Below are 21,973 nucleotides of genomic sequence, written 5' to 3'. Positions count from 1 at the left end.
GCTAAACTCCGTAAATGAAACTGAGTCTACCGCCGGATTAACGGCCGTAGCCTTTCAGATTCGCTTTCTTCAACACAGAATCATACTGTTGAGACATCAGATGAGTCTGTACCTGTGCCATAAAGTCCATAATTACAACAACTACGATTAGTAGCGATGTACCGCCGAAGTAGAAACGTACGTTCCACGCGACCATCATGAACTCGGGAATCAGACAGATAAAGGTAATGTACAGTGCACCAGCAAGGGTTAAACGTGTCATTACTTTATCAATGTATTTCGCTGTCTGCTCACCTGGGCGGATACCGGGTACGAATGCACCAGACTTCTTCAAGTTATCTGCTGTTTCACGCGGGTTGAAAACCAACGCCGTGTAGAAGAAACAGAAGAAGATAATTGCTGCTGCATAAAGCATTACATACAACGGTTGACCTGGGCTAAGAGCCAAAGACACGTCAGTTAACCAACCGAACGCGCTGCTCTCACCGTTTTGACCAAACCACTGAGCCAATGTTCCTGGGAACAAGATAATACTTGATGCAAAAATCGCTGGAATTACACCTGCCATGTTAATTTTAAGAGGCAAATGCGAGCTTTGCGCAGCAAATACTTTACGACCTTGTTGACGTTTCGCATAGTTAACGACGATTCGGCGTTGACCACGTTCCATGAAAACAACGAAGTAAATTACTGCAAAAGCTAATACCGCGATTAGCAACAGAAGAAGTACATGCAATTCACCTTGACGCGCTTGCTCGATTGTTTGACCGATTGCAGAAGGCAATCCAGCAACAATACCTGCAAAAATCAGTATCGAAATACCGTTACCAATTCCGCGCTCTGTAATTTGTTCACCTAACCACATCAAGAACATGGTACCGGTTACTAAACTTACGGTAGCAATTAGCGTAAACATGGTTTGGTTGATAACAACCAGATTGTCGACCATGTTTGGTAGGCCAGTTGCAATACCTATAGCTTGGAAGGTTGCAAGTACAAGCGTGCCGTAGCGTGTGTATTGGCTTATCTTACGACGGCCTGCTTCACCCTCTTTTTTGAGTTCAGCTAACGCTGGATGAACTACAGTTAGCAATTGGACAACAATAGATGCCGAAATATACGGCATGATGCCCAATGCTAATATAGATGCACGCTCAAGAGCACCACCGGAGAACATGTTAAACATTTCAACGATGGTACCTTTTTGCTGTTCGAACAAATCGGCAAGTACAGCAGCGTCAATACCAGGAATCGGCACAAAAGAGCCGGCTCGGAATACTAAAAGTGCACCAATTACGAATAACAAGCGCGACTTTAGTTCACTTAAGCCGCTCTGAGCACTACGAAAATCTTGTCCTGGTTTCTTAGCCATCTGTACCTCGTTCCTCGAGATTATTCCTCGATTTTACCGCCTGCAGCTTCGATTGCAGCTTTAGCGCCTTTAGTCACACGTAGACCTTTAACAGTCACTGCTTTGTTGATTTCACCAGAAAGAACAACTTTTACAAATTCGATGTTCTTAGTGACGATGTTAGCAGCTTTAAGACTGTTTAGATCAACTACGTCACCAGAAACTTTCGCTAGCTCAGCTAGACGAACTTCAGCAGACACTAGGCTCTTACGAGAAGTGAAACCGAATTTTGGTAGACGTTGTTTCAGAGGCATCTGACCGCCTTCGAAACCTGGACGAACACTGCCGCCAGAACGTGATTTTTGACCTTTGTGACCACGGCCACCAGTTTTACCTAGGCCTGAACCGATACCACGACCTACTCGCTTCGCAGAAGTTTTCGCGCCAGCAGCCGGTGCTAGAGTATTCAAACGCATTCTGATTACTCCTCAACTTTAACCATGTAGTAAACCTTGTTGATCATACCGCGAATACACGGAGTATCTTCAAGTTCTACTGTGTGGTTGATTTTACGAAGACCTAGACCGCGCAAAGTAGCTTTGTGCTTTGGCAGACGACCAATTGAGCTTTTAGTTTGAGTTACTTTAATAGTTGCCATGGTGTTCTTACTCCGAAATAGATTCAACAGTTAGACCACGTTTAGCAGCAACCATTTCTGGTGACTTCATGCTACCTAGTGCATCGATCGTTGCACGAACGATGTTGATAGGGTTCGTAGAACCGTACGCTTTAGATAGTACGTTGTGTACACCAGCAACTTCCAGTACTGCACGCATCGCACCACCTGCGATAACACCAGTACCTTCTGCAGCAGGCTGCATGTAAACTTTAGAGCCCGAATGGCGACCTTTCACTGGGTGGTGAAGAGTGCCTTCGTTTAGAGCGATCGTAGTCATGTTACGACGCGCTTTTTCCATTGCTTTTTGAATCGCTGCAGGTACTTCACGAGCTTTGCCGTAACCGAAACCTACACGACCGTTACCGTCACCAACTACTGTTAGTGCAGTGAAGCTCATGATTCGACCACCTTTAACCGTTTTAGAAACACGGTTAACTGCGATTAGCTTTTCTTGCAAATCATTCGCTTGAACTTGTTGTTCTTTAGCCATCTTCCAACCCTACCTTAGAATTTCAGACCAGCTTCGCGAGCAGATTCTGCTAGCGCCGCTACTCGACCGTGGTATTGGAAACCAGAACGATCAAATGCAACTGCAGTTACGCCCTTCTCTAGAGCGCGCTCAGCAATAGCTTTACCCACTGCTTTAGCTGCATCAACGTTACCAGTGTATTTCACTTGCTCACGGATCGCTTTTTCTACAGTAGAAGCTGCTGCGATAACCTCAGAGCCGTTAGCCGCGATAACCTGTGCGTACACGTGACGAGGAGTACGGTGTACAACTAGGCGAGTCGCACCCAGTTCTGCAATCTTACGACGTGCACGTGTAGCACGACGGATGCGAGATGCTTTCTTATCCATAGTGTTACCTTACTTCTTCTTAGCTTCTTTAGTACGCACATTTTCATCTGCGTAACGAACACCTTTGCCTTTGTATGGCTCAGGCTCACGGTAAGAACGAATGTCAGCCGCAACTTGACCAACTAGTTGCTTGTCAGCACCAGTGATCACGATTTCAGTTTGGCTTGGACATTCAGCTTTAATACCCGCTGGCAACTCGTGCTCAACTGGGTGTGAGAAGCCTAATGTTAGACCTACAGCGTTGCCTTTGATAGCAGCACGGTAACCTACACCTTTAAGAGTTAGCTTCTTAGTAAAGCCTTCAGTAACACCAACAACCATGTTGTTAACTAGAGCGCGAGCAGTACCTGCTTGAGCCCATGCGTTAGCAACACCTTCTTTAGGACCGAAAGTCAGGTTATTTTCTTCCTGAGCGATTACAACTGCGTTGTTAAGAACGCGAGTTAGTTCGCCTTTCGCACCTTTTACAGTGATTTCTTGGCCGTTTAGTTTCACCTCTACGCCAGCTGGAATAGCGACAGGTGCTTTTGCAACACGAGACATAGTCTACTCCTTATTAAGCTACGTAAGCGATGATTTCACCACCAAGACCTGCTTTACGTGCAGCGCGGTCTGACATAAGACCCTTGGAAGTAGAAACGATAGCAATACCAAGACCACCCATTACAGAAGGAAGTTCATCTTTCTTCTTGTAAACACGTAGACCTGGACGAGAAACACGTTTAAGTTGCTCGATTACTGGTTTAGCTTGGAAGTACTTAAGTGTAACTTCTAGCTCAGGTTTTGCTTCGCCTTCAACAGCGAAGTCAACGATGTAACCTTCAGCTTTTAGTAGTGCAGCAATTGCAACTTTAAGCTTTGAAGAAGGCATTTTTACAGCAACTTTGTTTGCTGCCTGACCGTTACGAACGCGGGTCAGCATATCCGAAATCGGATCTTGCATGCTCATATGATTTACTCCAAATGATTAAGTGGCAATTACCAGCTAGCCTTACGAAGACCCGGAATCTCGCCTTTCATGCAAGCTTCACGAACCTTAATACGGCTTAGACCGAACTTACGTAGGTAACCGTGTGGACGACCAGTTTGGTTGCAACGGTTGCGCTGACGTGATGCACTTGAATCACGTGGAAGAGATTGCAGTGTAAGAACCGCGTTCCAACGATCTTCTTCAGATGCGTTTACATCGCTGATGATAGCTTTTAGCGCTGCACGCTTTTCAGCGAACTTAGCTACTAGCTTCGCACGTTTTGCTTCACGTGCTTTCATTGAATTTTTAGCCATAACAGTAACCCTTCACCTTACTTACGGAATGGGAAGTTAAAGGCAGCCAGCAGAGCACGGCCTTCCTCATCAGTACCAGCAGACGTCGTAATAGTGATGTCTAGACCGCGTACTCGATCAACTTTATCAAAGTCGATTTCCGGGAAGATGATTTGCTCGCGAACGCCCATGCTGTAGTTACCGCGACCGTCAAAAGACTTAGCGCTAACACCACGGAAGTCACGTACACGTGGAAGAGCGATGTTAATTAAACGCTCAAGAAAATCCCACATACGTTCGCCACGCAAGGTTACTTTACAACCGATAGGGTAGCCTTCACGGATTTTGAAACCTGCAACAGATTTGCGCGCTTTTGTGATAAGTGGCTTTTGACCAGAGATCGTTGCCATATCAGACGCTGCATTTTCTAGCAGTTTCTTATCGTTGATTGCTTCACCAACACCCATGTTTAGGGTGATTTTCTCGATTCTAGGGACTTGCATGACGCTTGTGTAACCGAACTGTTTGGTCAGTTCAGCGACTACAGACGACTTGTAGTAATCATGCAGTTTCGCCATAGTAGAACTCCAAATTACTTCTATTAGTTAGAAACGGTTTCGCCGTTAGACTTGAAGAAACGAACTTTTTTGCCGTCTTCAAAACGGAAACCGATACGGTCAGCTTTACCAGTAGCTGCGTTAAAGATAGCCACGTTAGAAACGTCGATAGCTGCTTCTTGCTCTACGATACCGCCTTGGATACCCATAGCTGGAACAGGTTTCTGATGTTTCTTAACTAGGTTGATACCTTCAACGATAACTTTACCAGTTGCTAGAACCTTAGTTACTTTACCTTTCTTGCCTTTGTCTTTACCAGCAAGAACGATTACTTCGTCATTACGACGGATTTTAGCTGCCATTTCTACGTGCTCCTTACAGAACTTCTGGAGCCAGTGAAACGATCTTCATGAACTTATCGCCACGAAGTTCGCGTGTCACAGGACCAAAGATACGTGTACCGATTGGTTGCTCAGTATTGTCGTTTAGCAATACGCAAGCATTTCGGTCGAAGCGAATGACAGAACCGTCAGGACGACGTACGCCTTTACGGGTGCGCACTACCACCGCCTTCAGAACATCACCTTTTTTAACTTTACCGCGAGGGATTGCTTCCTTCACAGTAACTTTGATGACGTCACCGATATGTGCATAACGGCGGTGAGAGCCACCCAGAACCTTAATACACATTACGCTGCGTGCGCCTGAGTTATCAGCTGCGTCCAGCATACTTTGCATTTGGATCATGTTAGTGCTCCGCTAAATATTAATAACTAGACCCATCACGGGTCGGGCTGCCTCTTTAAAAGGGACGCGAATTGTACCACCCTTTTTTGTGATTGGGTAGTCAAAAAATAAACGGCTCCAAAAATATTTTGGAGCCGCTTTAGTTTCATAGAATTAACGAGATTAAATCTTCGCCTTTTCTAGAACTTTTACCAAAGTCCAAGACTTAGTCTTAGACAGTGGACGACACTCTGCGATTTCAACTGTGTCGCCTAGGCCACACTCGTTGTTCTCGTCATGTGCGTGTACTTTAGTCGTACGTTTTACGTATTTACCGTAGATTGGGTGTTTTACGAAACGTTCGATAGCAACAGTGATAGACTTGTCCATCTTGTCGCTAACAACACGACCTTGTTGAGTACGTTTTACTTCGCTCATTATGCGCCTGCCTTCTCAGTCAAAACAGTTTTCACACGTGCGATATCACGGCGTACAGCTTTCAGAGTATGAGTTTGCTGTAGTTGACCAGTCGCAGCTTGCATGCGCAAGTTGAACTGTTCGCGTAGCAAATTCATTAGCTCAGCGTTAAGCTCTTCAACGCTTTTCTCGCGTAGATCTTGTGCTTTCATCACATCACCTGCTTAGTTACAAATGTAGTTTTGAAAGGCAGTTTACGTGCCGCAAGACGGAACGCTTCACGTGCCAATTCTTCAGGTACACCACCCATTTCGTACATAACCTTACCAGGTTGGATTTGGGCTACCCAGTACTCAACGTTACCTTTACCCTTACCTTGACGAACTTCAAGTGGTTTTTCTGTGATTGGTTTGTCTGGGAACACACGGATCCAGATTTTACCTTGACGCTTAACGTGACGTGTCATTGCACGACGTGCCGCTTCGATTTGACGAGCAGTTAGACGACCACGGCCAACAGCTTTAAGACCGAATTCGCCGAAGCTTACATCAGTACCTTTAGCTAGACCACGGTTACGACCAGTCTGAACCTTACGGAACTTAGTACGTTTAGGTTGTAGCATCTGTCGACTCCTTACTTACGGCCTTTACGCTGCTTCTTAGGCTTGTCGCCTTTAGGCTCTACAGCGTTAGCTGCTGGCATACCACCTAGGATTTCACCTTTGAAGATCCAAGTTTTAATGCCGATCACACCGTATTGAGTGTGAGCCGAAGAAGTTGCGTAATCAATGTCAGCACGTAGAGTGTGTAGAGGCACACGGCCTTCACGGTACCACTCTGAACGTGCGATTTCAGCGCCGCCTAGACGACCGCTTACTTCCACTTTGATACCTTTAGCGCCTAGGCGCATTGCGTTCTGTACTGCGCGCTTCATAGCACGACGGAACATAACACGACGCTCTAGCTGAGACGCGATGCTGTCACCAACAAGTTGCGCATCTAGTTCAGGCTTACGTACTTCAGCGATGTTAATTTGCGCTGGTACACCTGCAATTTTAGCTACAGCTGCGCGTAGCTTCTCAACGTCTTCACCTTTCTTACCGATAACAACGCCTGGACGAGCAGTGTGAATAGTCACACGGATGCTCTTAGCAGGACGCTCGATAACGATACGTGATAGAGACGCTTTTTTCAGTTCACTTGTAAGGAACTGACGTACCTTGAAGTCGCCGTCTAGGTTGTCAGCGAAATCTTTGGTGTTAGCAAACCATGTAGCATTCCAAGGCTTAACGATGCCTAGACGAATACCATTTGGATGTACTTTTTGACCCATTGCTTACTCTCCTAGTCTCTAGCGATCTGCTACAACAACAGTGATGTGGCTTGAACGCTTCAAGATACGATCCGCACGACCTTTAGCACGAGGCATAATACGCTTCATGGTTGGGCCTTCATCTACAAAGATTTTTGCGACATTCAGATCGTCAATATCTGCACCTTCGTTGTGCTCCGCGTTAGCGATAGCAGACTCTAGAACTTTCTTAACTAGTGCAGCAGCTTTTTTGTTGCTGAACGTTAGGATTTCTAGAGCTTGGTCAACAGATTTACCACGGATTAGATCCGCAACTAAGCGAGCTTTCTGAGGCGAAATGCGAGCAAAGTTATGTTTAGCAATTGCTTCCATTATCTACTCCTTAGCGCTTCTTAGCTTTCTTATCCGCAGCGTGACCGCGGTAAGTACGTGTTGGTGCGAATTCACCCAGTTTGTGACCGATCATTTCATCAGTTACAAATACTGGTACGTGCTGACGACCATTATGGACAGCGATGGTCAAACCGATCATCGTAGGGATGATCATTGAACGACGGGACCAAGTCTTAATAGGCTTTTTGTCTCCGCTTTCCACCGCTTTCTCTACCTTCTTCAGCAAGTGTAGGTCAATAAAAGGACCTTTCTTGAGAGAACGTGGCATGGCGATTCCTCTTTATATAGATTACTTGTTACGACGACGTACGATGTACTTGTCAGTGCGTTTGTTCTTACGAGTCTTGAAGCCTTTAGTAGGCATACCCCAAGGAGATACTGGGTGACGACCACCAGAAGTACGACCTTCACCACCACCATGTGGGTGGTCAATCGGGTTCATTACAACACCACGAACCGTTGGACGGATACCGCGATGACGTGATGCACCTGCTTTACCAAGTTCACGTAGCATGTGCTCAGAGTTACCAACTTCACCGATTGTTGCACGGCCTTCAGAAAGAACTTTGCGCATCTCGCCAGAACGTAGACGGATAGTTACGTACGCACCGTCGCGAGCAACGATTTGAGCGTAAGCACCAGCCGAACGAGCTAGCTGACCACCTTTACCAGGCTTAAGTTCAACGTTATGTACTGTTGAACCTACTGGGATATTACGCATTGGTAGAGTGTTACCAGCTTTGATTGGTGCATCAACACCAGACTGAATAACATCACCAGCTACAACACCTTTAGGTGCTAGGATGTAGCGACGCTCACCGTCTTTGTAAAGAACTAGAGCAATGTTTGCGCTACGGTTTGGATCGTATTCAAGACGCTCAACTGTCGCTGGAATACCATCTTTAGTACGTTTGAAGTCAACTACACGGTAGTGATGCTTGTGACCACCGCCGATGTGACGTACTGTGATACGACCCTTGTTGTTACGACCACCGTTCTTAGAGTTTTTCTCTAGAAGAGGTGCGTATGGCTTGCCCTTGTGTAGGTCAGCGTTAACAACTTTAACAACGTGACGACGACCAGGGGAAGTCGGCTTACATTTAACAATAGCCATTTTTAACTACTCCTGTTATTCCGCGCCGCCAACGAAGTCAAGATCTTGACCTTCTTTCAAAGTAACGTACGCTTTCTTAACGTCGCTGCGGCGACCTTGGCGTAGACCTTGACGTTTGGTTTTACCCTTAGTGATAAGAGTATTTACAGACTTAACTTCAACTTCAAATAGCTTTTCTACAGCTGCTTTGATCTCTTTTTTAGTCGCATCTTTAGCTACTTTGAAAACGATAGTGTTCGCTTTCTCAGCTGCCATAGTTGCTTTTTCAGAGATGTGCGGTGCACGTAGAACTTTTAGGATACGCTCTTCAGTGATCATGCTAGCATTTCCTCTACTTGCTTAACTGCTTCTGCAGTCATTACAACTTTGTCAAACGCGATTAGAGATACTGGATCGATACCAGCAACATCACGTGCGTCAACTTTGTATAGGTTACGAGCAGCTAGGAATAGATTCTCATCTACTTCGCTAGTCACGATTAGAGCGTCAGTTAGCTCAAGCTCTTTAAGCTTAGCAACTAGCTCTTTAGTCTTTGGTGCTTCAACTGAGAAGTTATCAACAACGATTAGACGCTCTTGACGAACAAGCTCAGAAAGAATGCTCTTCATAGCACCACGGTACATTTTTTTGTTTACTTTTTGGCTGTGATCTTGTGGTTTCGCAGCAAAAGTAACACCACCTGTACGCCAGATTGGGCTACGGATTGTACCAGCACGCGCACGGCCAGTACCTTTTTGACGCCATGGCTTAGCGCCACCGCCAGAAACTTCTGAACGTGTTTTTTGAGCACGAGTACCTTGACGAGCACCTGCTGCGTACGCAACAACTACTTGGTGTACAAGAGCTTCGTTAAACTCACGTCCGAAAGTAGTTTCGGAAACAGTTAGTGCATCGGCACCTTTAACCATTAGTTCCATTACTTACTCCTGAGACGTTATGCTTTAACAGCTGGTTTAACGATCACGTTGCCGCCAGTTGCGCCTGGGACTGCACCTTTAATAAGAAGCAGGTTGCGCTCAGCGTCAACACGTACGATCTCTAGGTTTTGAGTCGTTACACGCTCAGCACCCATGTGACCTGCCATTTTCTTGCCTTTAAATACGCGACCTGGAGTCTGACATTGACCGATAGAACCAGGAGCACGGTGAGACAATGAGTTACCGTGAGTCATATCTTGAGTACGGAAGTTCCAACGCTTAACAGCGCCTTGGAAACCTTTACCCTTAGATGTACCAGTAACGTCTACTTTCTTAGTTTCGTTGAATAGTTCAACAGTTAGTTCTGAACCAACTTCGAACTCTTCGCCGTTTTCTAAACGGAATTCCCAAAGACCGCGACCAGCTTCAACGCCAGCTTTAGCAAAGTGACCTGCTTCAGCTTTGTTTACACGGTTAGCTTTCTTAGAACCAGCTGTAACCTGGATTGCTGCGTAGCCGTCAGTTTCAAGAGTTTTCACTTGAGAAACACGGTTAGCTTCAACCTCAACAACTGTTACTGGGATAGAAACGCCTTCTTCAGTAAATACGCGGGTCATGCCCACTTTACGACCGATTAGACCAATCATACTTCTAATCTCCCTTAACCTAGGCTAATTTGAACGTCAACGCCCGCAGCAAGGTCTAGACGCATTAGAGCATCAACAGTCTTGTCTGTTGGCTCAACGATGTCGATTAGACGCTTGTGAGTACGGATTTCGTACTGGTCACGTGCTTTCTTGTTAACGTGTGGAGAGATAAGAACTGTGAAACGCTCTTTACGAGTTGGCAGTGGGATTGGACCACGAACCTGTGCGCCAGTGCGCTTAGCTGTTTCAACGATTTCCGCTGTAGAAGCATCGATTAGTTTGTAATCGAAAGCTTTTAGGCGGATACGGATACGTTGGTTCTGCATGAGACAGAGCTCCAAATTTAATAAATTACACAAACAATATCGCCACTCAAACTCGTCAAGACGAGAGAATGCCGATTGATTTATGTGAAACCGTAGCATCCAAGATTAGGACGCATTGTCAGTTAATTTTCGATTAACTATCCCTATATGCCAAAGTCACCTTTGAGGATAGTTTTTCCGAAGAAAAGATAGCTAATTGTATTAACCGCGAACATAAGCTGAGTATACATTACCTCGAAAATCCTTAGATTTGCTCGCTCCTCACTGCTCATTGGTTCACAACTGGCTTAACCAGTGCGCTGCATTATACAGATCACACTTTAGGTTGCAAGCGCTGAGTGAAAAATAATCGGGAATATTCCAAACCCCATACATTCCTCTTCGCTTGGTAGCCATTAAAACAAAAAGGACGCCGAAGCGTCCTTTTCTAAACTGTAATCGTAATAGCGGCTGCTATTATTTCTTACCGCTTGATAGTGCACCGAAACGCTTGTTGAAGCGATCAACACGGCCGCCTGTATCAACGATACGTTGCTTACCAGTGTAGAATGGGTGACACTTGTCACATACGTCTAGGTGGATAGACTCTTTACCTAGAGTAGAGTTGAACTCAAAAGAGTTGCCGCAAGAACAAGTAGCTTTTACTGCTTTGTATTCTGGGTGGATACCAGCTTTCATGGGATAACCTCAATAGTAGGCCGTGTCGCTATACGAATCTAAGCCGCACACCACACGCAATTAATAATAAAATGGGATACCGCATCAACTAATTGCCGAAGCCATATCTCAAGGCGCGATATAGTAAAGAATCACATTGCTCGGATCAACACATTTGGCAACTTTTTCGCCACTTTTTTAGCCAGACTAATCATAGAGGCACGATTCACGCTGAATCGCATTGCTTTACTCGAATTTCCAAACCGATTTTAATAGACTCTCATTTCCTTTCCCTCTTTTTTAATAGCTAAGAATTTATGCGTCCAACCATTGCTAGAGTGGCATTACCCGTTCCGCTCGACAAACAATTTGATTACGCCATTCCGGGGCACCTGTTTCCGATCATTGGTGGACGTGTTTCCGTACCTTTTGGACGCCAAACCTTAGTCGGCATCGTCACCGCAATGGTGAACCACTCCGACTTTCCCAAAGATCAACTCAAGCCAATCAAAGCAGTTCTTGATTCTCAGCCGATATGGTCTGAAAAGCTTTATTCGTTGCTGACTTGGTGCAGCCAGTTCTATCAGTACCCTCTAGGTGACACTCTACACAATGCAATGCCTGCCGCGCTGAGGAAAGGCAAAGCGGCCGAGTTTGCGACGCTACAAGAGTGGCAAATTACCGAATCCGGTAAAGACAAGCTGATGCAAGGGCTTGATCGTCGAGCGGTCAAACAACAGAAGGTCTTGCAAATGTTGGTTAACGGCGCTTTGCCTCACCAGGAATTTGTCGACCAAGAGATAGCCTCAACAGTACTAAAGTCTTTAGAAGAGAAAGGCTGGATTGAACGTATCGAGAAGAAGCCTGCAATCACCCAGTGGGGACAGCACGTTGAATGCGACGTCGAGAAGCCTAAGCTCAACCACGAACAAGCGCTGGCTATTGCGAGTGTAAATAGCCAAACAGGTTTTGCTTGCTATTTATTAGAGGGAGTAACTGGCTCTGGTAAAACAGAAGTTTACTTAAACCTTATCAAACCAGTTTTAGAGCAAGGGAAACAAGCATTAGTTTTAGTACCAGAGATTGGCTTAACACCACAAACCATCAACCGCTTTAAACGCCGTTTTAATGTGCCAGTTGACGTCATCCACTCCGGGTTAAACGAGACGGAGCGTCTGAATGCGTGGCTTTCTGCACGCGACAAAGCGGCCGGAATCATTATCGGCACACGCTCTGCCCTACTCGCGCCTTTTGCTGATCTCGGGATTATCATTGTGGACGAGGAACATGACACCTCTTACAAACAGCAAGATAGCTTGCGTTATCATGCACGCGATGTTGCTGTAATGCGCGCTCATAAAGAACAAGTTCCGATTGTTCTGGGCTCAGCCACACCTGCACTGGAGACATTGCACAATGCCTTGTCAGGCAAATATCACCATTTAACACTAACCCAACGAGCTGGCTCTGCCGTGCCAACCACTAATAAAGTGTTAGATGTAAAAGGTCAGTATTTAGAAAGTGGCTTATCTGCCCAACTGATTGCCAAGATGCGCAAGCATTTAAAAGCGGGCAATCAAGTAATGTTGTTTCTTAACCGTCGAGGCTTTTCGCCCGCTTTGATGTGCCATGAATGCGGTTGGATTGCAGAATGTAAACGCTGTGATGCGTACTATACGTTCCACCATTACAGCAACGAAATACGCTGCCATCACTGCGGCTCACAACAACCGGTGATTCATCAATGTCAGGGGTGTGGTTCAACCCAATTGGTTACCGTCGGCGTAGGAACGGAACAACTCGAACAACAATTGGCTCAGTTATTTCCAGAATACAACGCCATTCGCATCGACAGAGACAGCACACGTCGCAAAGGTAGTTTGGAAGATGCCCTTGAATCGATTCGTAAAGGTGAACATCAAATTCTGATTGGCACCCAAATGCTGGCTAAGGGGCACCATTTTCCAAATGTAACGCTCGTTGCTCTTTTGGATGTTGATGGCTCTCTCTATAGTAGTGACTTCCGCGCTTCCGAGCGACTAGCGCAGTTGTTTATTCAAGTCGCAGGTCGTGCCGGCCGCGCAAGTAAACCTGGCGAGGTTATCCTACAAACCCACCATCCTGAGCACAGCTTGCTGCAGGCCCTGCTTCAAAAAGACTATCGCCACTTTGCTATGACTGCTCTGGAAGAACGCAAATTGGCTCAGCTTCCGCCTTATAGTTTCTTGACTCTGTTTAAAGCAGAGGCGAACCAAAGTGAGGTAGTTGAAGACTTCCTGCGTCAGGTCCGCTTTACGTTAGAGTCACACCCTCTGTTCGATGATTCCTGCATGGTGTTAGGCCCTACTCCTTCACCTTTGGCCAAGCGGGCTGGTAAATACCGTTGGCAACTATTACTGCAAACTCAGCATCGTTCATTGATGCAAAAGTTATTAACCAGTGCCAAACCTGCTATTGAGTTGTTGCCAAATGCTAAGAAAGTACGCTGGAATTTAGACATAGAACCACAAGATCTCAGCTAGCAAACGTTTAACTATGTAATGAATTACCATTTAATGTGACCAGAATCACACCAAGATTACAATTTTTGTTAAACAGACCGTAACTTTCACTTTAGAAATGAATAGACTATCCAAATTAGAAAAGTCTAAAGTGACTTGTTTGCACAGGCTTAGATTAAAACAATGACTATTCCCACAAATTGATATCGCGGTGAAGAATCCATTTTCCCACTCGTTAACACGAACTGAGCGAAGAGCAAATACAGCTCTAACTCGGTTTGATTACTCTGATTTCAAACCGGAATAACGTCATCTTGGCAAAAATAAATGAGAGGTTAAAAACTATGGCGACAATGAAGGATGTTGCCCAGCTTGCGGGAGTGTCTACGGCTACGGTATCTCGAGCCTTAATGAATCCAGAGAAAGTCTCTTCTTCTACAAGAAAGAGAGTAGAAGATGCCGTACTTGAAGCGGGTTATTCTCCAAACTCATTAGCGCGTAACTTACGTAGAAACGAATCAAAAACCATTGTTACTATCGTTCCCGACATCTGTGATCCTTATTTTTCTGAAATTATTCGCGGTATTGAAGATGCAGCCATGGAACATGGCTATCTAGTCCTGTTGGGTGATAGCGGACAACAGAAGAAACGCGAAAGCTCTTTCGTTAACCTCGTATTTACTAAGCAGGCAGATGGAATGCTACTGCTTGGTACAGATCTACCATTCGATGTCAGTAAGCCAGAGCAAAAGAACTTACCTCCGATGGTAATGGCGTGTGAATTTGCGCCAGAGCTCGAGCTTCCGACAGTACATATTGATAACCTGACCTCAGCATTTGAAGCGGTGAACTACCTGACTCAATTAGGTCATAAACGCATTGCTCAAATCTCTGGACCAGATACAGCAATATTGTGTCAGTTCCGCCAGCAAGGCTACCAACAAGCCCTGCGCCGTGCCGGCATCAATAAAGATCCACAATATAGTGTCATTACTGAGTTCTCTTTTGATGGCGGAGCAAAAGCCGTTCGTAAACTGCTCGAATTGCCAGAACCACCAACGGCTATTTTCTGTCACTGTGACACAATGGCCATCGGCGCAATTCAAGAAGCGAAAAAGCTTGGCTTACGAGTACCGCAAGATCTCTCTGTTGTGGGCTTTGATGACATTAACTTCGCTCAGTACTGCGATCCACCGTTGACCACCATCTCTCAACCTCGCTATGAGATTGGTCGACAAGCGATGCTAATGATGCTCGAGATGTTAAAAGGCCACGACGTGCATTCAGGCTCGCGTCTGCTTGAAACTAATCTCGTCATTCGTGGAAGTGCAGCGCCACCACAGCGTCCTTAACCTAAAGATTAGGTATTCATCCCCAAAGCGGTGCTAAGGCGCCGCTTTTTTATTTACCCCTCCTGCTTTTTGTGTATCCCTGAATAAATGTAAGTGAGAACGGAAACACACTCCTACACTCGGGCGTTGTCGCGCTTTAGCTATCAAGATTCTATCAATAGGGTGTTTTCTCAACTCGTTCTGGATTAACATATTTGCAAGAATCCTTGATGACCAGAAATAACCGTGGCAAATAGAGATTATGTAAGACGAGGGCGAGGCGCCCCAAAAAAGTCGACAAAAAAACAGCCGCCGAAAAGAAAAAAACCTTGGCGCAGTGGCCTGCTCGCTATCTTGCTCGTGGGCGGTTTTGGCTATGGTCTTTACCTTTTGAGTAGTGACCCAGAACCTAAACAACCAGTCGTGAAGCAGCCAACAACCACTGTAAGCAAACCAAAGCCGAAAAAAGACTTGCCGCCACCACCAGAAGAAAAATGGGAATATGTTGAGTCACTACCGAAACGTGAAGTTGAAGTTGTGGCCAAAGAAATTGAAGTTTCTAAAATTCCTTACATCATGCAGTGTGGCGCGTACAAAACCCAGGCACAAGCCGAAGAGCGTAAGCTTGCAATCGCGTTCCAAGGGATGTCGAGCAAGATTCGTAAGAAAGAAGGCAGTTCATGGTATCGCGTGGTGCTAGGTCCGTATAAGTTCAAACGTGATGCAGAACGTGACCGTCATAAACTGCAACGCGCGAAAATCGAGCCGTGTGCGATTTGGAAAGAAAATCTTTAAACTCAGGCCCTAGGAGCTAAGATCCTAGGGCCTTTCTTTTTGCCCCCTTGAATCCCCATTTCTCCTCCCCCATATACTGAATTAAATCCAAAGAGAAATAATCAAGAGGTCGACTGTGACTACCATTGTATCTGTACGTCGAAATAATAAAGTCGTCATCGCGGGTGATGGCCAAGTATCTCTAGGCAATACCGTAATGAAAGGTAATGCGCGCAAAGTTCGCCGCCTGTACAACAACCAAGTACTAGCGGGCTTTGCCGGCGGTACTGCGGATGCCTTCACCCTTTTTGAGCGCTTCGAAAGCAAACTGCAAATGCACCAAGGTCACCTAACCAAAGCGGCAGTTGAGCTAGCTAAAGACTGGCGTAGCGATCGTGCTTTGCGCAAGCTCGAAGCCTTACTTGCCGTTGCCGACGAAACCGCATCGTTAATCATTACCGGTAATGGTGATGTCGTACAGCCAGAACATGACCTGATTGCGATTGGCTCTGGTGGTGCTTACGCACAAGCTGCCGCAACCGCCCTACTAGAAAACACAGATCTAGATGCTCGTGAGATCGCGGAAAAAGCTCTCAATATCGCGGGTGATATTTGTGTCTTCACTAACCATCACCACACGGTAGAAGAGCTAGACTCAACAGTAGAGCCTGAAAAACCAACCGCGTAATCGTAACGAAGTAAGGAAAGAATATGTCTGAAATGACGCCTCGCGAAATCGTTCATGAATTGAACCGCCACATTATCGGTCAAGAAAAAGCCAAGCGTTCGGTTGCGATTGCACTTCGTAACCGCTGGCGCCGCATGCAGCTTGAAGAAAGCTTGCGTGCCGAAGTGACGCCAAAAAACATCTTGATGATTGGTCCTACTGGTGTTGGTAAGACTGAAATCGCACGACGCCTCGCAAAACTGGCAAATGCCCCTTTCATCAAAGTTGAAGCGACAAAATTCACCGAAGTGGGTTACGTTGGTAAAGAAGTTGAAACCATCATCCGTGACCTAACAGATGTCGCTGTGAAAATGACGCATCAACAAGCGATGGAGAAAGTGAAATTCCGCGCAGAAGAGCAAGCGGAAGAACGTATTCTTGATGCGCTACTGCCACCAGCACGTGATAGTTGGGGTCAAGCAGAGCAAACGGAAGAGTCTTCTCACACTCGCCAGATCTTCCGTAAGAAACTGCGTGAAGGCCAACTAGACGATAAAGAAATTGAAATCGACGTAGCCGCACCGCAGATGGGCGTAGAGATCATGGCGCCTCCTGGTATGGAAGAGATGACTAACCAGCTGCAAGGCATGTTCCAAAACCTGGCAGGCGACACTAAGAAAAAACGTAAGCTGAAAATCAAAGACGCAATGAAAGCGTTAGCGGAAGAAGAAGCGGCGAAACTGGTAAACCAAGAAGAGCTAAAAGAAGCAGCGATTTTCAACGTTGAAAACAACGGCATCGTATTTATCGATGAGATCGACAAGATCTGTAAACGCGGCGAGAGCTCAGGCCCAGACGTTTCACGCGAAGGTGTTCAGCGCGACCTACTTCCATTGATTGAAGGCAGCACGGTATCAACCAAGCACGGCATGGTAAAAACAGACCACATTCTGTTTGTTGCATCTGGTGCATTCCAAGTGGCAAAACCATCTGACTTGATCCCAGAATTGCAAGGTCGTCTACCAATTCGCGTTGAGCTAGAAGCACTAAGCAGCAACGACTTCAAACGCATTCTGACAGAACCAAAAGCCTCTCTAACAGAGCAGTACGTTGCGTTGATGAAAACGGAAGATGTGGACATCGAATTCACAGAAGACGGTATCACGCAAATCGCGGAAGCTGCATGGACGGTCAACGAAAGCACAGAAAACATCGGTGCTCGTCGCTTACACACCGTTATGGAACGCTTAATGGATGAAATCTCTTACGACGCAGCGGAGCAATCTGGCGCTAAATTCGTTATTGATTCCGCTTATGTGAAAGCACGCTTAGGCGACACAATTGAAGATGAAGATCTAAGCCGCTTTATTCTTTAATCGCAATCTATTTTACCAAAGCCCAGAACCTTGTTTCTGGGCTTTTTGTATAGAATGACGGCCACTGTGACAACACCTAAATCAAAAGTTCTCGTCATTCTAGCGAGCTCAAGTGAGACTAAGAATCTGCTAACAGCAGACGCCTATTCTTTCCAACTCACCTTAACCACGGCACTATTGGGACGATAGATTCTGAATCACCTCGTTCCTCGCTGTTCAGAATGACGGTTACTGTGACAACACCTAAATCAAAAAAGATCTCGTCATTCTAGCGAGCTCAAGCGAGACTAAGAATCTAGTAACAGCAGACGCCTATTCTTTCTCTCTCACCGTAACACTTCACAATCGGATGATAGATTCTGAATCACACTCGTTCCTCGCTGTTCAGAATGACGGTGACTTAGACAACATCTAGATCAAAAGCTCTCGTCATTCTAGCGAGCTTAAGCGAGACTAAGAATCTGCTAACAGCAAACGCCTATTCTTTCTCTCTCACCACAACACTTCACAATCGGATGATAGATTCTGAATCACACTCGTTCCTCGCTGTTCAGAATGACGGTGACTTAGACAACATCTAGATCAAAAGCTCTCGTCATTCTAGCGAGCTTAAGCGAGACTAAGAATCTGCTAACAGCAGACGCCTTTCTTTCCCACTCACCTTCACCACTGCACAACCGGATGATAGATTCTGAATCACCCTTTGACTTCTAGTTGAGTTGTTTTAGGTCAATAGCGTATCTGCCTCTTTGTGCTTATACTGGGCACATTGGTTACTAGCACGAAATTTCCATGAAACAATCTCTACAGATCTGGCTTGAAGCCGCTCGTCCAAAAACATTACCTCTGGCATTGGTCTCTATCTTAACAGGTAGCGTACTCGCCTACTCGGCGGGTCATTTCTCACTGACGATTGCCATCATGGCTTTCGTAACCGCGACATTGCTGCAAATTCTGTCCAACCTGGCAAACGACTATGGCGATGCCGTTCAAGGTACAGATAACGACAAACGCCTCGGCCCATTACGAGCGATGCAGTCAGGCGCGGTAAGTGCTAAACAGATGAAACAAGCGATTATCTTTAACATCGTTCTGACCGCCATTTCAGGCTTGGTGTTGGTTTTCTATTCACTAAGTTCACTGGAAAGCATTGTTACTTTTATCGGGCTGGGAATTTTGGCCATTCTCGCCGCCATTGCTTATACCATGGGTAGCAAACCATACGGTTACGTGGGGCTTGGCGATATATCAGTGTTCTTGTTTTTTGGTTTACTCGGCGTATCCGGTACCTACTTCTTGCATACCGGTCACGTAGACACCACGCTATTCTTACCTGCTTTAGGCTGCGGTTTACTCGCCGTTGCAGTACTCAATATCAACAATATGCGTGATATAGAGAACGACCGAGAGTGTGGTAAACGCACGGTGGCGGTACGCTTAGGTCAACGTAAAGCCAAACAGTACCACTTTATTTTACTTGGCGGAGCTATCCTTGCCTTTGCGGCTTACTTGTTAATTCAAGACAAACCCGTTTGGATTAGCTTGCCATTCTTACTTAGTATTTATTTCGTGGCCGATCATGGTAAAGCGGTTTGGCATACACAAAAGCCTGCTCAAATAGCACCAATGATGCCAGTCATCGTGAAATGCTCTCTAGTCACCAACGTTTTGTTTGCAACAATTGTGGTAGCTCAAACTCTAGTAAGTTAAAAAAGGATTGTCATTGCATTGACTTAATGCCTAGATATACTCAAAGACAACCAATTTCTGTTTAGAAAGGTACGCTATGGAATACAATACCTCAGCACTCTGTGATATCTACCTCGATCAGGTAGATGTGGTTGAACCAATGTTCAGTAACTTTGGCGGTCGCGCTTCATTTGCCGGGCAAATCACCACCATCAAGTGTTTTGAAGATAATTCGTTGATCCGCGAGACATTAGAGCAAGATGGACTTGGTCGCGTTTTGTTAATTGACGGTGGCGGTTCCCTACGTAAAGCCCTTATCGATGCAGAAATCGCAACCATTGCGGAAGAAAACGAGTGGGAAGGCATTGTCGTTTACGGCTGTGTTCGTGAAGTAGATGAACTTGAAGATATGAACTTAGGCATTCAAGCCCTCGCTTCTATTCCTGTTGGAGCGACAAGTCAAGGTATTGGCGAATTGGATGTACCAGTCAACTTTGGCGGCGTCAGCTTCTTACCTGAAGATTATATTTATGCTGATAGCACCGGAATTATCCTGTCGCCTGAACCATTGAATATTGATTTAGAGTTGGATGAAGAAGCATAGCGAGTCTTAGGCGCCTAAGTTATAGGGTCTTCTCTTGGCTCTTAGCGCCTAGCCTTGTCTTAACATTTTCTACTTCCCTAAAACACAAACACCCGCTTAACGCGGGTGTTTTTAATTTGGAATGAAGAAGCCGAATTATTCCACTTCGTCCATTTTGCCAAGTAGTGCACGAATGCGCTCTTGCCATTGTGCGTGCTCTTGCTGTGCTTGTTGTGCTTTTTGCTCTAGCTCTTCACGTTGAGAGCGAAGCTCGTTCGCTTCTTCCGCAAGTTTAGCTTTATCTTCTTTCAGCTCTTCGACTTCCATCTGAAGAAGAGTGATTGTGTCAACTGCAGTTTGAATTTTAGATTCTAGTTGTTCTAGTACTTCAAAAGACATCTTGGCCTACCTATGTTATTCCGTTGGGACGATGTGCGAGATTGATGCACACCTAACCTATATAAGGTTCATTCTACTCAGCGTCGCGATGAGAAACACTCACTATATTCGATATTTTGCATCATTCGGTCAAAAAATCAGCGCAATCTCACTAAACGCTGACTTTTCTTGTCGCCGAAGCATTTTTGAGCAAGGATTTTGCGTCTCGCTACGCTGAAAATCGCCCTAAGTATTGATCAAATTCAAGTTAGATAAAGTAAAAGCCTCGCAAAAAGGCAAACGTTTACTCGACCTTGTGATAGAATCGCCGCGCAAATTCTTCTTCCCTCTTGCTTACTTGGAGACATCATGAAACGCGATTTAGCAATGGCATTTTCCCGTGTGACTGAAGGTGCAGCTCTGGCTGGTTACAAATGGCTTGGCCGTGGCGATAAAAACGCAGCCGATGGCGCAGCTGTTGAAGTTATGCGCACGCTACTGAACAAAACAGATATCAGTGGTGAAATTGTCATTGGTGAGGGTGAAATCGATGATGCGCCAATGCTGTACATTGGTGAGCAAGTGGGTATTGGTGGTGATGAAGTAGATATTGCAGTCGACCCGATTGAAGGGACGCGTATGACGGCAATGGGACAATCGAACGCACTAGCCGTACTTGCCGCAGGTGAGAAAGGCAGCTTTCTTAAAGCGCCAGATATGTACATGGAAAAACTGGTTGTTGGCCCTGGTGCAAAAGGCGTAATTGACTTAGAAAAGCCGTTAAAAGAAAACCTAGAGAACGTAGCAAAAGCCCTGAACAAGCCACTTGATACCCTAGTCGTTATTACCCTTGCGAAACCTCGCCACAATGACGTTATTGCAGAAATGCAAGCAATGGGCGTACGTGTTTTTGCGGTGCCTGATGGTGACGTCGCTGCCTCTATTCTAACTTGTATGCCAGACAGTGAAGTGGACATGATGTACTGTATTGGCGGTGCGCCAGAAGGGGTTGTATCAGCAGCGGTAATTCGAGCGCTAGACGGTGACATGCACGGTCGCCTGCTTCCTCGTCATGAGGTAAAAGGCGATACTGAAGAAAACCGCATTTACGGTGTAGATGAACTAAAACGCTGCGATGAAATGGGCGTAAAAGCGAATGTTGTCCTCAAAATGGAAGACATGGCTCGTAGCGACAATGTGGTATTTTCAGCTACAGGCATCACTAAAGGTGACTTGCTGGAAGGTATCTCTCGTCAAGGCAATATTGCAACCACAGAAACGCTGCTCGTACGCGGTCGATGCCGAACTATTCGCCGCATCAAATCGACTCACTACTTAGATCGTAAAGATCCAGAAGTGCGTGATATTATTCTTTAAGCATTTCTCGAGGCTCTCGCTCAGTCTGAGTTTGAGCCTTTCTTTCCGCACAACGGGCAATAGATTCTGAATCACATTCGT

32 protein-coding genes are annotated in these 21,973 nt (G+C 45.8%); 8 read left to right on the top strand and 24 right to left on the bottom strand.

The genetic code is table 11. The annotated features are described in order from the left end of the window. Positions 1 to 37 precede the first annotated feature (37 nt). The 23 genes from secY to rpmE all read right to left on the bottom strand — a co-directional run bounded on the left by secY (position 38) and on the right by rpmE (position 11,237). The gene (gene secY / locus IQP38_RS09220) at positions 38 to 1,372 is read right to left on the bottom strand and encodes a preprotein translocase subunit SecY (protein ID WP_005379562.1); all 1,335 of its coding nucleotides are present in this window, start codon (positions 1,370 to 1,372) and stop codon (positions 38 to 40) included. 20 nt (positions 1,373 to 1,392) lie between these two features. Continuing rightward, a complete protein-coding gene (gene rplO, locus IQP38_RS09215; protein WP_005379563.1) occupies positions 1,393 to 1,827 on the bottom strand; it encodes a 50S ribosomal protein L15 in 435 nt (144 codons plus the stop codon). Between the two features lie 5 nt (positions 1,828 to 1,832). Continuing rightward, positions 1,833 to 2,009 (bottom strand): 50S ribosomal protein L30, encoded by a 177-nt coding sequence (gene rpmD, locus IQP38_RS09210; RefSeq protein ID WP_005379565.1) that lies wholly within the window; start codon positions 2,007 to 2,009, stop codon positions 1,833 to 1,835. A gap of 7 nt (positions 2,010 to 2,016) precedes the next feature. Next, complete coding sequence (gene rpsE, locus IQP38_RS09205) at positions 2,017 to 2,520, bottom strand: 30S ribosomal protein S5 (RefSeq protein ID WP_004745894.1); 504 nt, start codon at positions 2,518 to 2,520, stop codon at positions 2,017 to 2,019. 14 nt (positions 2,521 to 2,534) lie between these two features. After that, entirely contained in the window at positions 2,535 to 2,888 is a 354-nt protein-coding gene (gene rplR, locus IQP38_RS09200; protein WP_005379568.1) for a 50S ribosomal protein L18, read from the bottom strand. Between the two features lie 9 nt (positions 2,889 to 2,897). Continuing rightward, a complete protein-coding gene (gene rplF / locus IQP38_RS09195; RefSeq protein WP_005379570.1) occupies positions 2,898 to 3,431 on the bottom strand; it encodes a 50S ribosomal protein L6 in 534 nt (177 codons plus the stop codon). A gap of 13 nt (positions 3,432 to 3,444) precedes the next feature. Beyond that, complete coding sequence (gene rpsH, locus IQP38_RS09190) at positions 3,445 to 3,837, bottom strand: 30S ribosomal protein S8 (protein ID WP_005379572.1); 393 nt, start codon at positions 3,835 to 3,837, stop codon at positions 3,445 to 3,447. Positions 3,838 to 3,866: 29 nt separating this feature from the next. After that, positions 3,867 to 4,172: a 30S ribosomal protein S14 gene (gene rpsN / locus IQP38_RS09185; protein WP_004410442.1), complete on the bottom strand. Its 306-nt coding sequence runs from the start codon at positions 4,170 to 4,172 to the stop codon at positions 3,867 to 3,869. Positions 4,173 to 4,189: 17 nt separating this feature from the next. Continuing rightward, positions 4,190 to 4,729 (bottom strand): 50S ribosomal protein L5, encoded by a 540-nt coding sequence (rplE, locus tag IQP38_RS09180; RefSeq protein WP_005379573.1) that lies wholly within the window; start codon positions 4,727 to 4,729, stop codon positions 4,190 to 4,192. A gap of 23 nt (positions 4,730 to 4,752) precedes the next feature. After that, positions 4,753 to 5,070 (bottom strand): 50S ribosomal protein L24, encoded by a 318-nt coding sequence (rplX, locus tag IQP38_RS09175; RefSeq protein WP_005379574.1) that lies wholly within the window; start codon positions 5,068 to 5,070, stop codon positions 4,753 to 4,755. Between the two features lie 13 nt (positions 5,071 to 5,083). Further along, positions 5,084 to 5,455: a 50S ribosomal protein L14 gene (rplN, locus tag IQP38_RS09170; RefSeq protein WP_004410450.1), complete on the bottom strand. Its 372-nt coding sequence runs from the start codon at positions 5,453 to 5,455 to the stop codon at positions 5,084 to 5,086. A 162-nt stretch (positions 5,456 to 5,617) separates the two neighbouring features. Continuing rightward, complete coding sequence (gene rpsQ, locus IQP38_RS09165; protein ID WP_005379575.1) at positions 5,618 to 5,872, bottom strand: 30S ribosomal protein S17; 255 nt, start codon at positions 5,870 to 5,872, stop codon at positions 5,618 to 5,620. Beyond that, a complete protein-coding gene (gene rpmC / locus IQP38_RS09160) occupies positions 5,872 to 6,063 on the bottom strand; it encodes a 50S ribosomal protein L29 (protein ID WP_005379576.1) in 192 nt (63 codons plus the stop codon). Before rpmC ends, rpsQ begins: the two co-directional genes overlap by 1 nt. Next, positions 6,063 to 6,473: a 50S ribosomal protein L16 gene (rplP, locus tag IQP38_RS09155; protein WP_005379577.1), complete on the bottom strand. Its 411-nt coding sequence runs from the start codon at positions 6,471 to 6,473 to the stop codon at positions 6,063 to 6,065. Before rplP ends, rpmC begins: the two co-directional genes overlap by 1 nt. Positions 6,474 to 6,484: 11 nt before the next feature. Beyond that, complete coding sequence (gene rpsC, locus IQP38_RS09150) at positions 6,485 to 7,183, bottom strand: 30S ribosomal protein S3 (protein ID WP_005383161.1); 699 nt, start codon at positions 7,181 to 7,183, stop codon at positions 6,485 to 6,487. 18 nt (positions 7,184 to 7,201) lie between these two features. Next, positions 7,202 to 7,534, bottom strand: a complete 333-nt coding sequence (gene rplV, locus IQP38_RS09145) for a 50S ribosomal protein L22 (RefSeq protein WP_005383164.1) — start codon at positions 7,532 to 7,534, stop codon at positions 7,202 to 7,204. Between the two features lie 10 nt (positions 7,535 to 7,544). Then, positions 7,545 to 7,823 (bottom strand): 30S ribosomal protein S19, encoded by a 279-nt coding sequence (rpsS, locus tag IQP38_RS09140; protein WP_004394525.1) that lies wholly within the window; start codon positions 7,821 to 7,823, stop codon positions 7,545 to 7,547. A 21-nt stretch (positions 7,824 to 7,844) separates the two neighbouring features. After that, on the bottom strand, positions 7,845 to 8,669 hold the full coding sequence (gene rplB, locus IQP38_RS09135) for a 50S ribosomal protein L2 (protein ID WP_005383168.1): 825 nt from the start codon (positions 8,667 to 8,669) through the stop codon (positions 7,845 to 7,847). 15 nt (positions 8,670 to 8,684) lie between these two features. After that, on the bottom strand, positions 8,685 to 8,987 hold the full coding sequence (gene rplW, locus IQP38_RS09130) for a 50S ribosomal protein L23 (protein ID WP_004398471.1): 303 nt from the start codon (positions 8,985 to 8,987) through the stop codon (positions 8,685 to 8,687). Beyond that, the gene (rplD, locus tag IQP38_RS09125; RefSeq protein ID WP_005379556.1) at positions 8,984 to 9,586 is read right to left on the bottom strand and encodes a 50S ribosomal protein L4; all 603 of its coding nucleotides are present in this window, start codon (positions 9,584 to 9,586) and stop codon (positions 8,984 to 8,986) included. Before rplD ends, rplW begins: the two co-directional genes overlap by 4 nt. A 17-nt stretch (positions 9,587 to 9,603) precedes the next feature. Then, the gene (gene rplC / locus IQP38_RS09120; protein ID WP_005379555.1) at positions 9,604 to 10,233 is read right to left on the bottom strand and encodes a 50S ribosomal protein L3; all 630 of its coding nucleotides are present in this window, start codon (positions 10,231 to 10,233) and stop codon (positions 9,604 to 9,606) included. A gap of 14 nt (positions 10,234 to 10,247) precedes the next feature. Then, positions 10,248 to 10,559, bottom strand: coding sequence for a 30S ribosomal protein S10 (rpsJ, locus tag IQP38_RS09115; RefSeq protein WP_004410492.1), 312 nt, complete (start codon positions 10,557 to 10,559; stop codon positions 10,248 to 10,250). A gap of 456 nt (positions 10,560 to 11,015) precedes the next feature. Further along, positions 11,016 to 11,237 carry a 50S ribosomal protein L31 gene (gene rpmE, locus IQP38_RS09110; protein WP_005379546.1) on the bottom strand — a complete coding sequence of 74 codons (222 nt, stop codon included), beginning with the start codon at positions 11,235 to 11,237 and terminating at the stop codon, positions 11,016 to 11,018. A gap of 296 nt (positions 11,238 to 11,533) precedes the next feature. Between rpmE and priA the strand changes: the two genes are divergently transcribed. The 7 genes from priA to rraA all read left to right on the top strand — a co-directional run bounded on the left by priA (position 11,534) and on the right by rraA (position 20,158). After that, positions 11,534 to 13,738, top strand: a complete 2,205-nt coding sequence (priA, locus tag IQP38_RS09105) for a primosomal protein N' (RefSeq protein ID WP_193837529.1) — start codon at positions 11,534 to 11,536, stop codon at positions 13,736 to 13,738. Between the two features lie 302 nt (positions 13,739 to 14,040). Continuing rightward, positions 14,041 to 15,069, top strand: coding sequence for a DNA-binding transcriptional regulator CytR (gene cytR / locus IQP38_RS09100; RefSeq protein WP_254901949.1), 1,029 nt, complete (start codon positions 14,041 to 14,043; stop codon positions 15,067 to 15,069). A gap of 225 nt (positions 15,070 to 15,294) precedes the next feature. Then, on the top strand, positions 15,295 to 15,843 hold the full coding sequence (ftsN, locus tag IQP38_RS09095; RefSeq protein ID WP_047101882.1) for a cell division protein FtsN: 549 nt from the start codon (positions 15,295 to 15,297) through the stop codon (positions 15,841 to 15,843). 115 nt (positions 15,844 to 15,958) lie between these two features. Further along, positions 15,959 to 16,510, top strand: coding sequence for an ATP-dependent protease subunit HslV (hslV, locus tag IQP38_RS09090; RefSeq protein ID WP_005383176.1), 552 nt, complete (start codon positions 15,959 to 15,961; stop codon positions 16,508 to 16,510). Positions 16,511 to 16,533: 23 nt separating this feature from the next. Further along, positions 16,534 to 17,865, top strand: a complete 1,332-nt coding sequence (gene hslU, locus IQP38_RS09085) for an HslU--HslV peptidase ATPase subunit (RefSeq protein ID WP_025768349.1) — start codon at positions 16,534 to 16,536, stop codon at positions 17,863 to 17,865. Between the two features lie 792 nt (positions 17,866 to 18,657). Then, positions 18,658 to 19,575 carry a 1,4-dihydroxy-2-naphthoate polyprenyltransferase gene (locus tag IQP38_RS09080; RefSeq protein ID WP_005383178.1) on the top strand — a complete coding sequence of 306 codons (918 nt, stop codon included), beginning with the start codon at positions 18,658 to 18,660 and terminating at the stop codon, positions 19,573 to 19,575. Between the two features lie 76 nt (positions 19,576 to 19,651). Then, complete coding sequence (rraA, locus tag IQP38_RS09075; protein ID WP_005379537.1) at positions 19,652 to 20,158, top strand: ribonuclease E activity regulator RraA; 507 nt, start codon at positions 19,652 to 19,654, stop codon at positions 20,156 to 20,158. A 135-nt stretch (positions 20,159 to 20,293) separates the two neighbouring features. Here rraA and zapB read toward each other — a convergent pair whose 3' ends face one another. Further along, positions 20,294 to 20,536 (bottom strand): cell division protein ZapB, encoded by a 243-nt coding sequence (gene zapB / locus IQP38_RS09070; RefSeq protein ID WP_005379536.1) that lies wholly within the window; start codon positions 20,534 to 20,536, stop codon positions 20,294 to 20,296. 348 nt (positions 20,537 to 20,884) lie between these two features. Between zapB and glpX the strand changes: the two genes are divergently transcribed. Then, entirely contained in the window at positions 20,885 to 21,892 is a 1,008-nt protein-coding gene (glpX, locus tag IQP38_RS09065) for a class II fructose-bisphosphatase (protein ID WP_193837528.1), read from the top strand. Positions 21,893 to 21,973 lie beyond the last annotated feature (81 nt).

This window comes from Vibrio sp. OPT41 (assembly GCF_015163595.1).
GTDB classification, from domain to species: Bacteria; Pseudomonadota; Gammaproteobacteria; order Enterobacterales; family Vibrionaceae; genus Vibrio; species Vibrio alginolyticus.
Note: the sequence above shows the minus strand (reverse complement) of the source record. Positions and strands in the feature narration are given on the sequence as shown.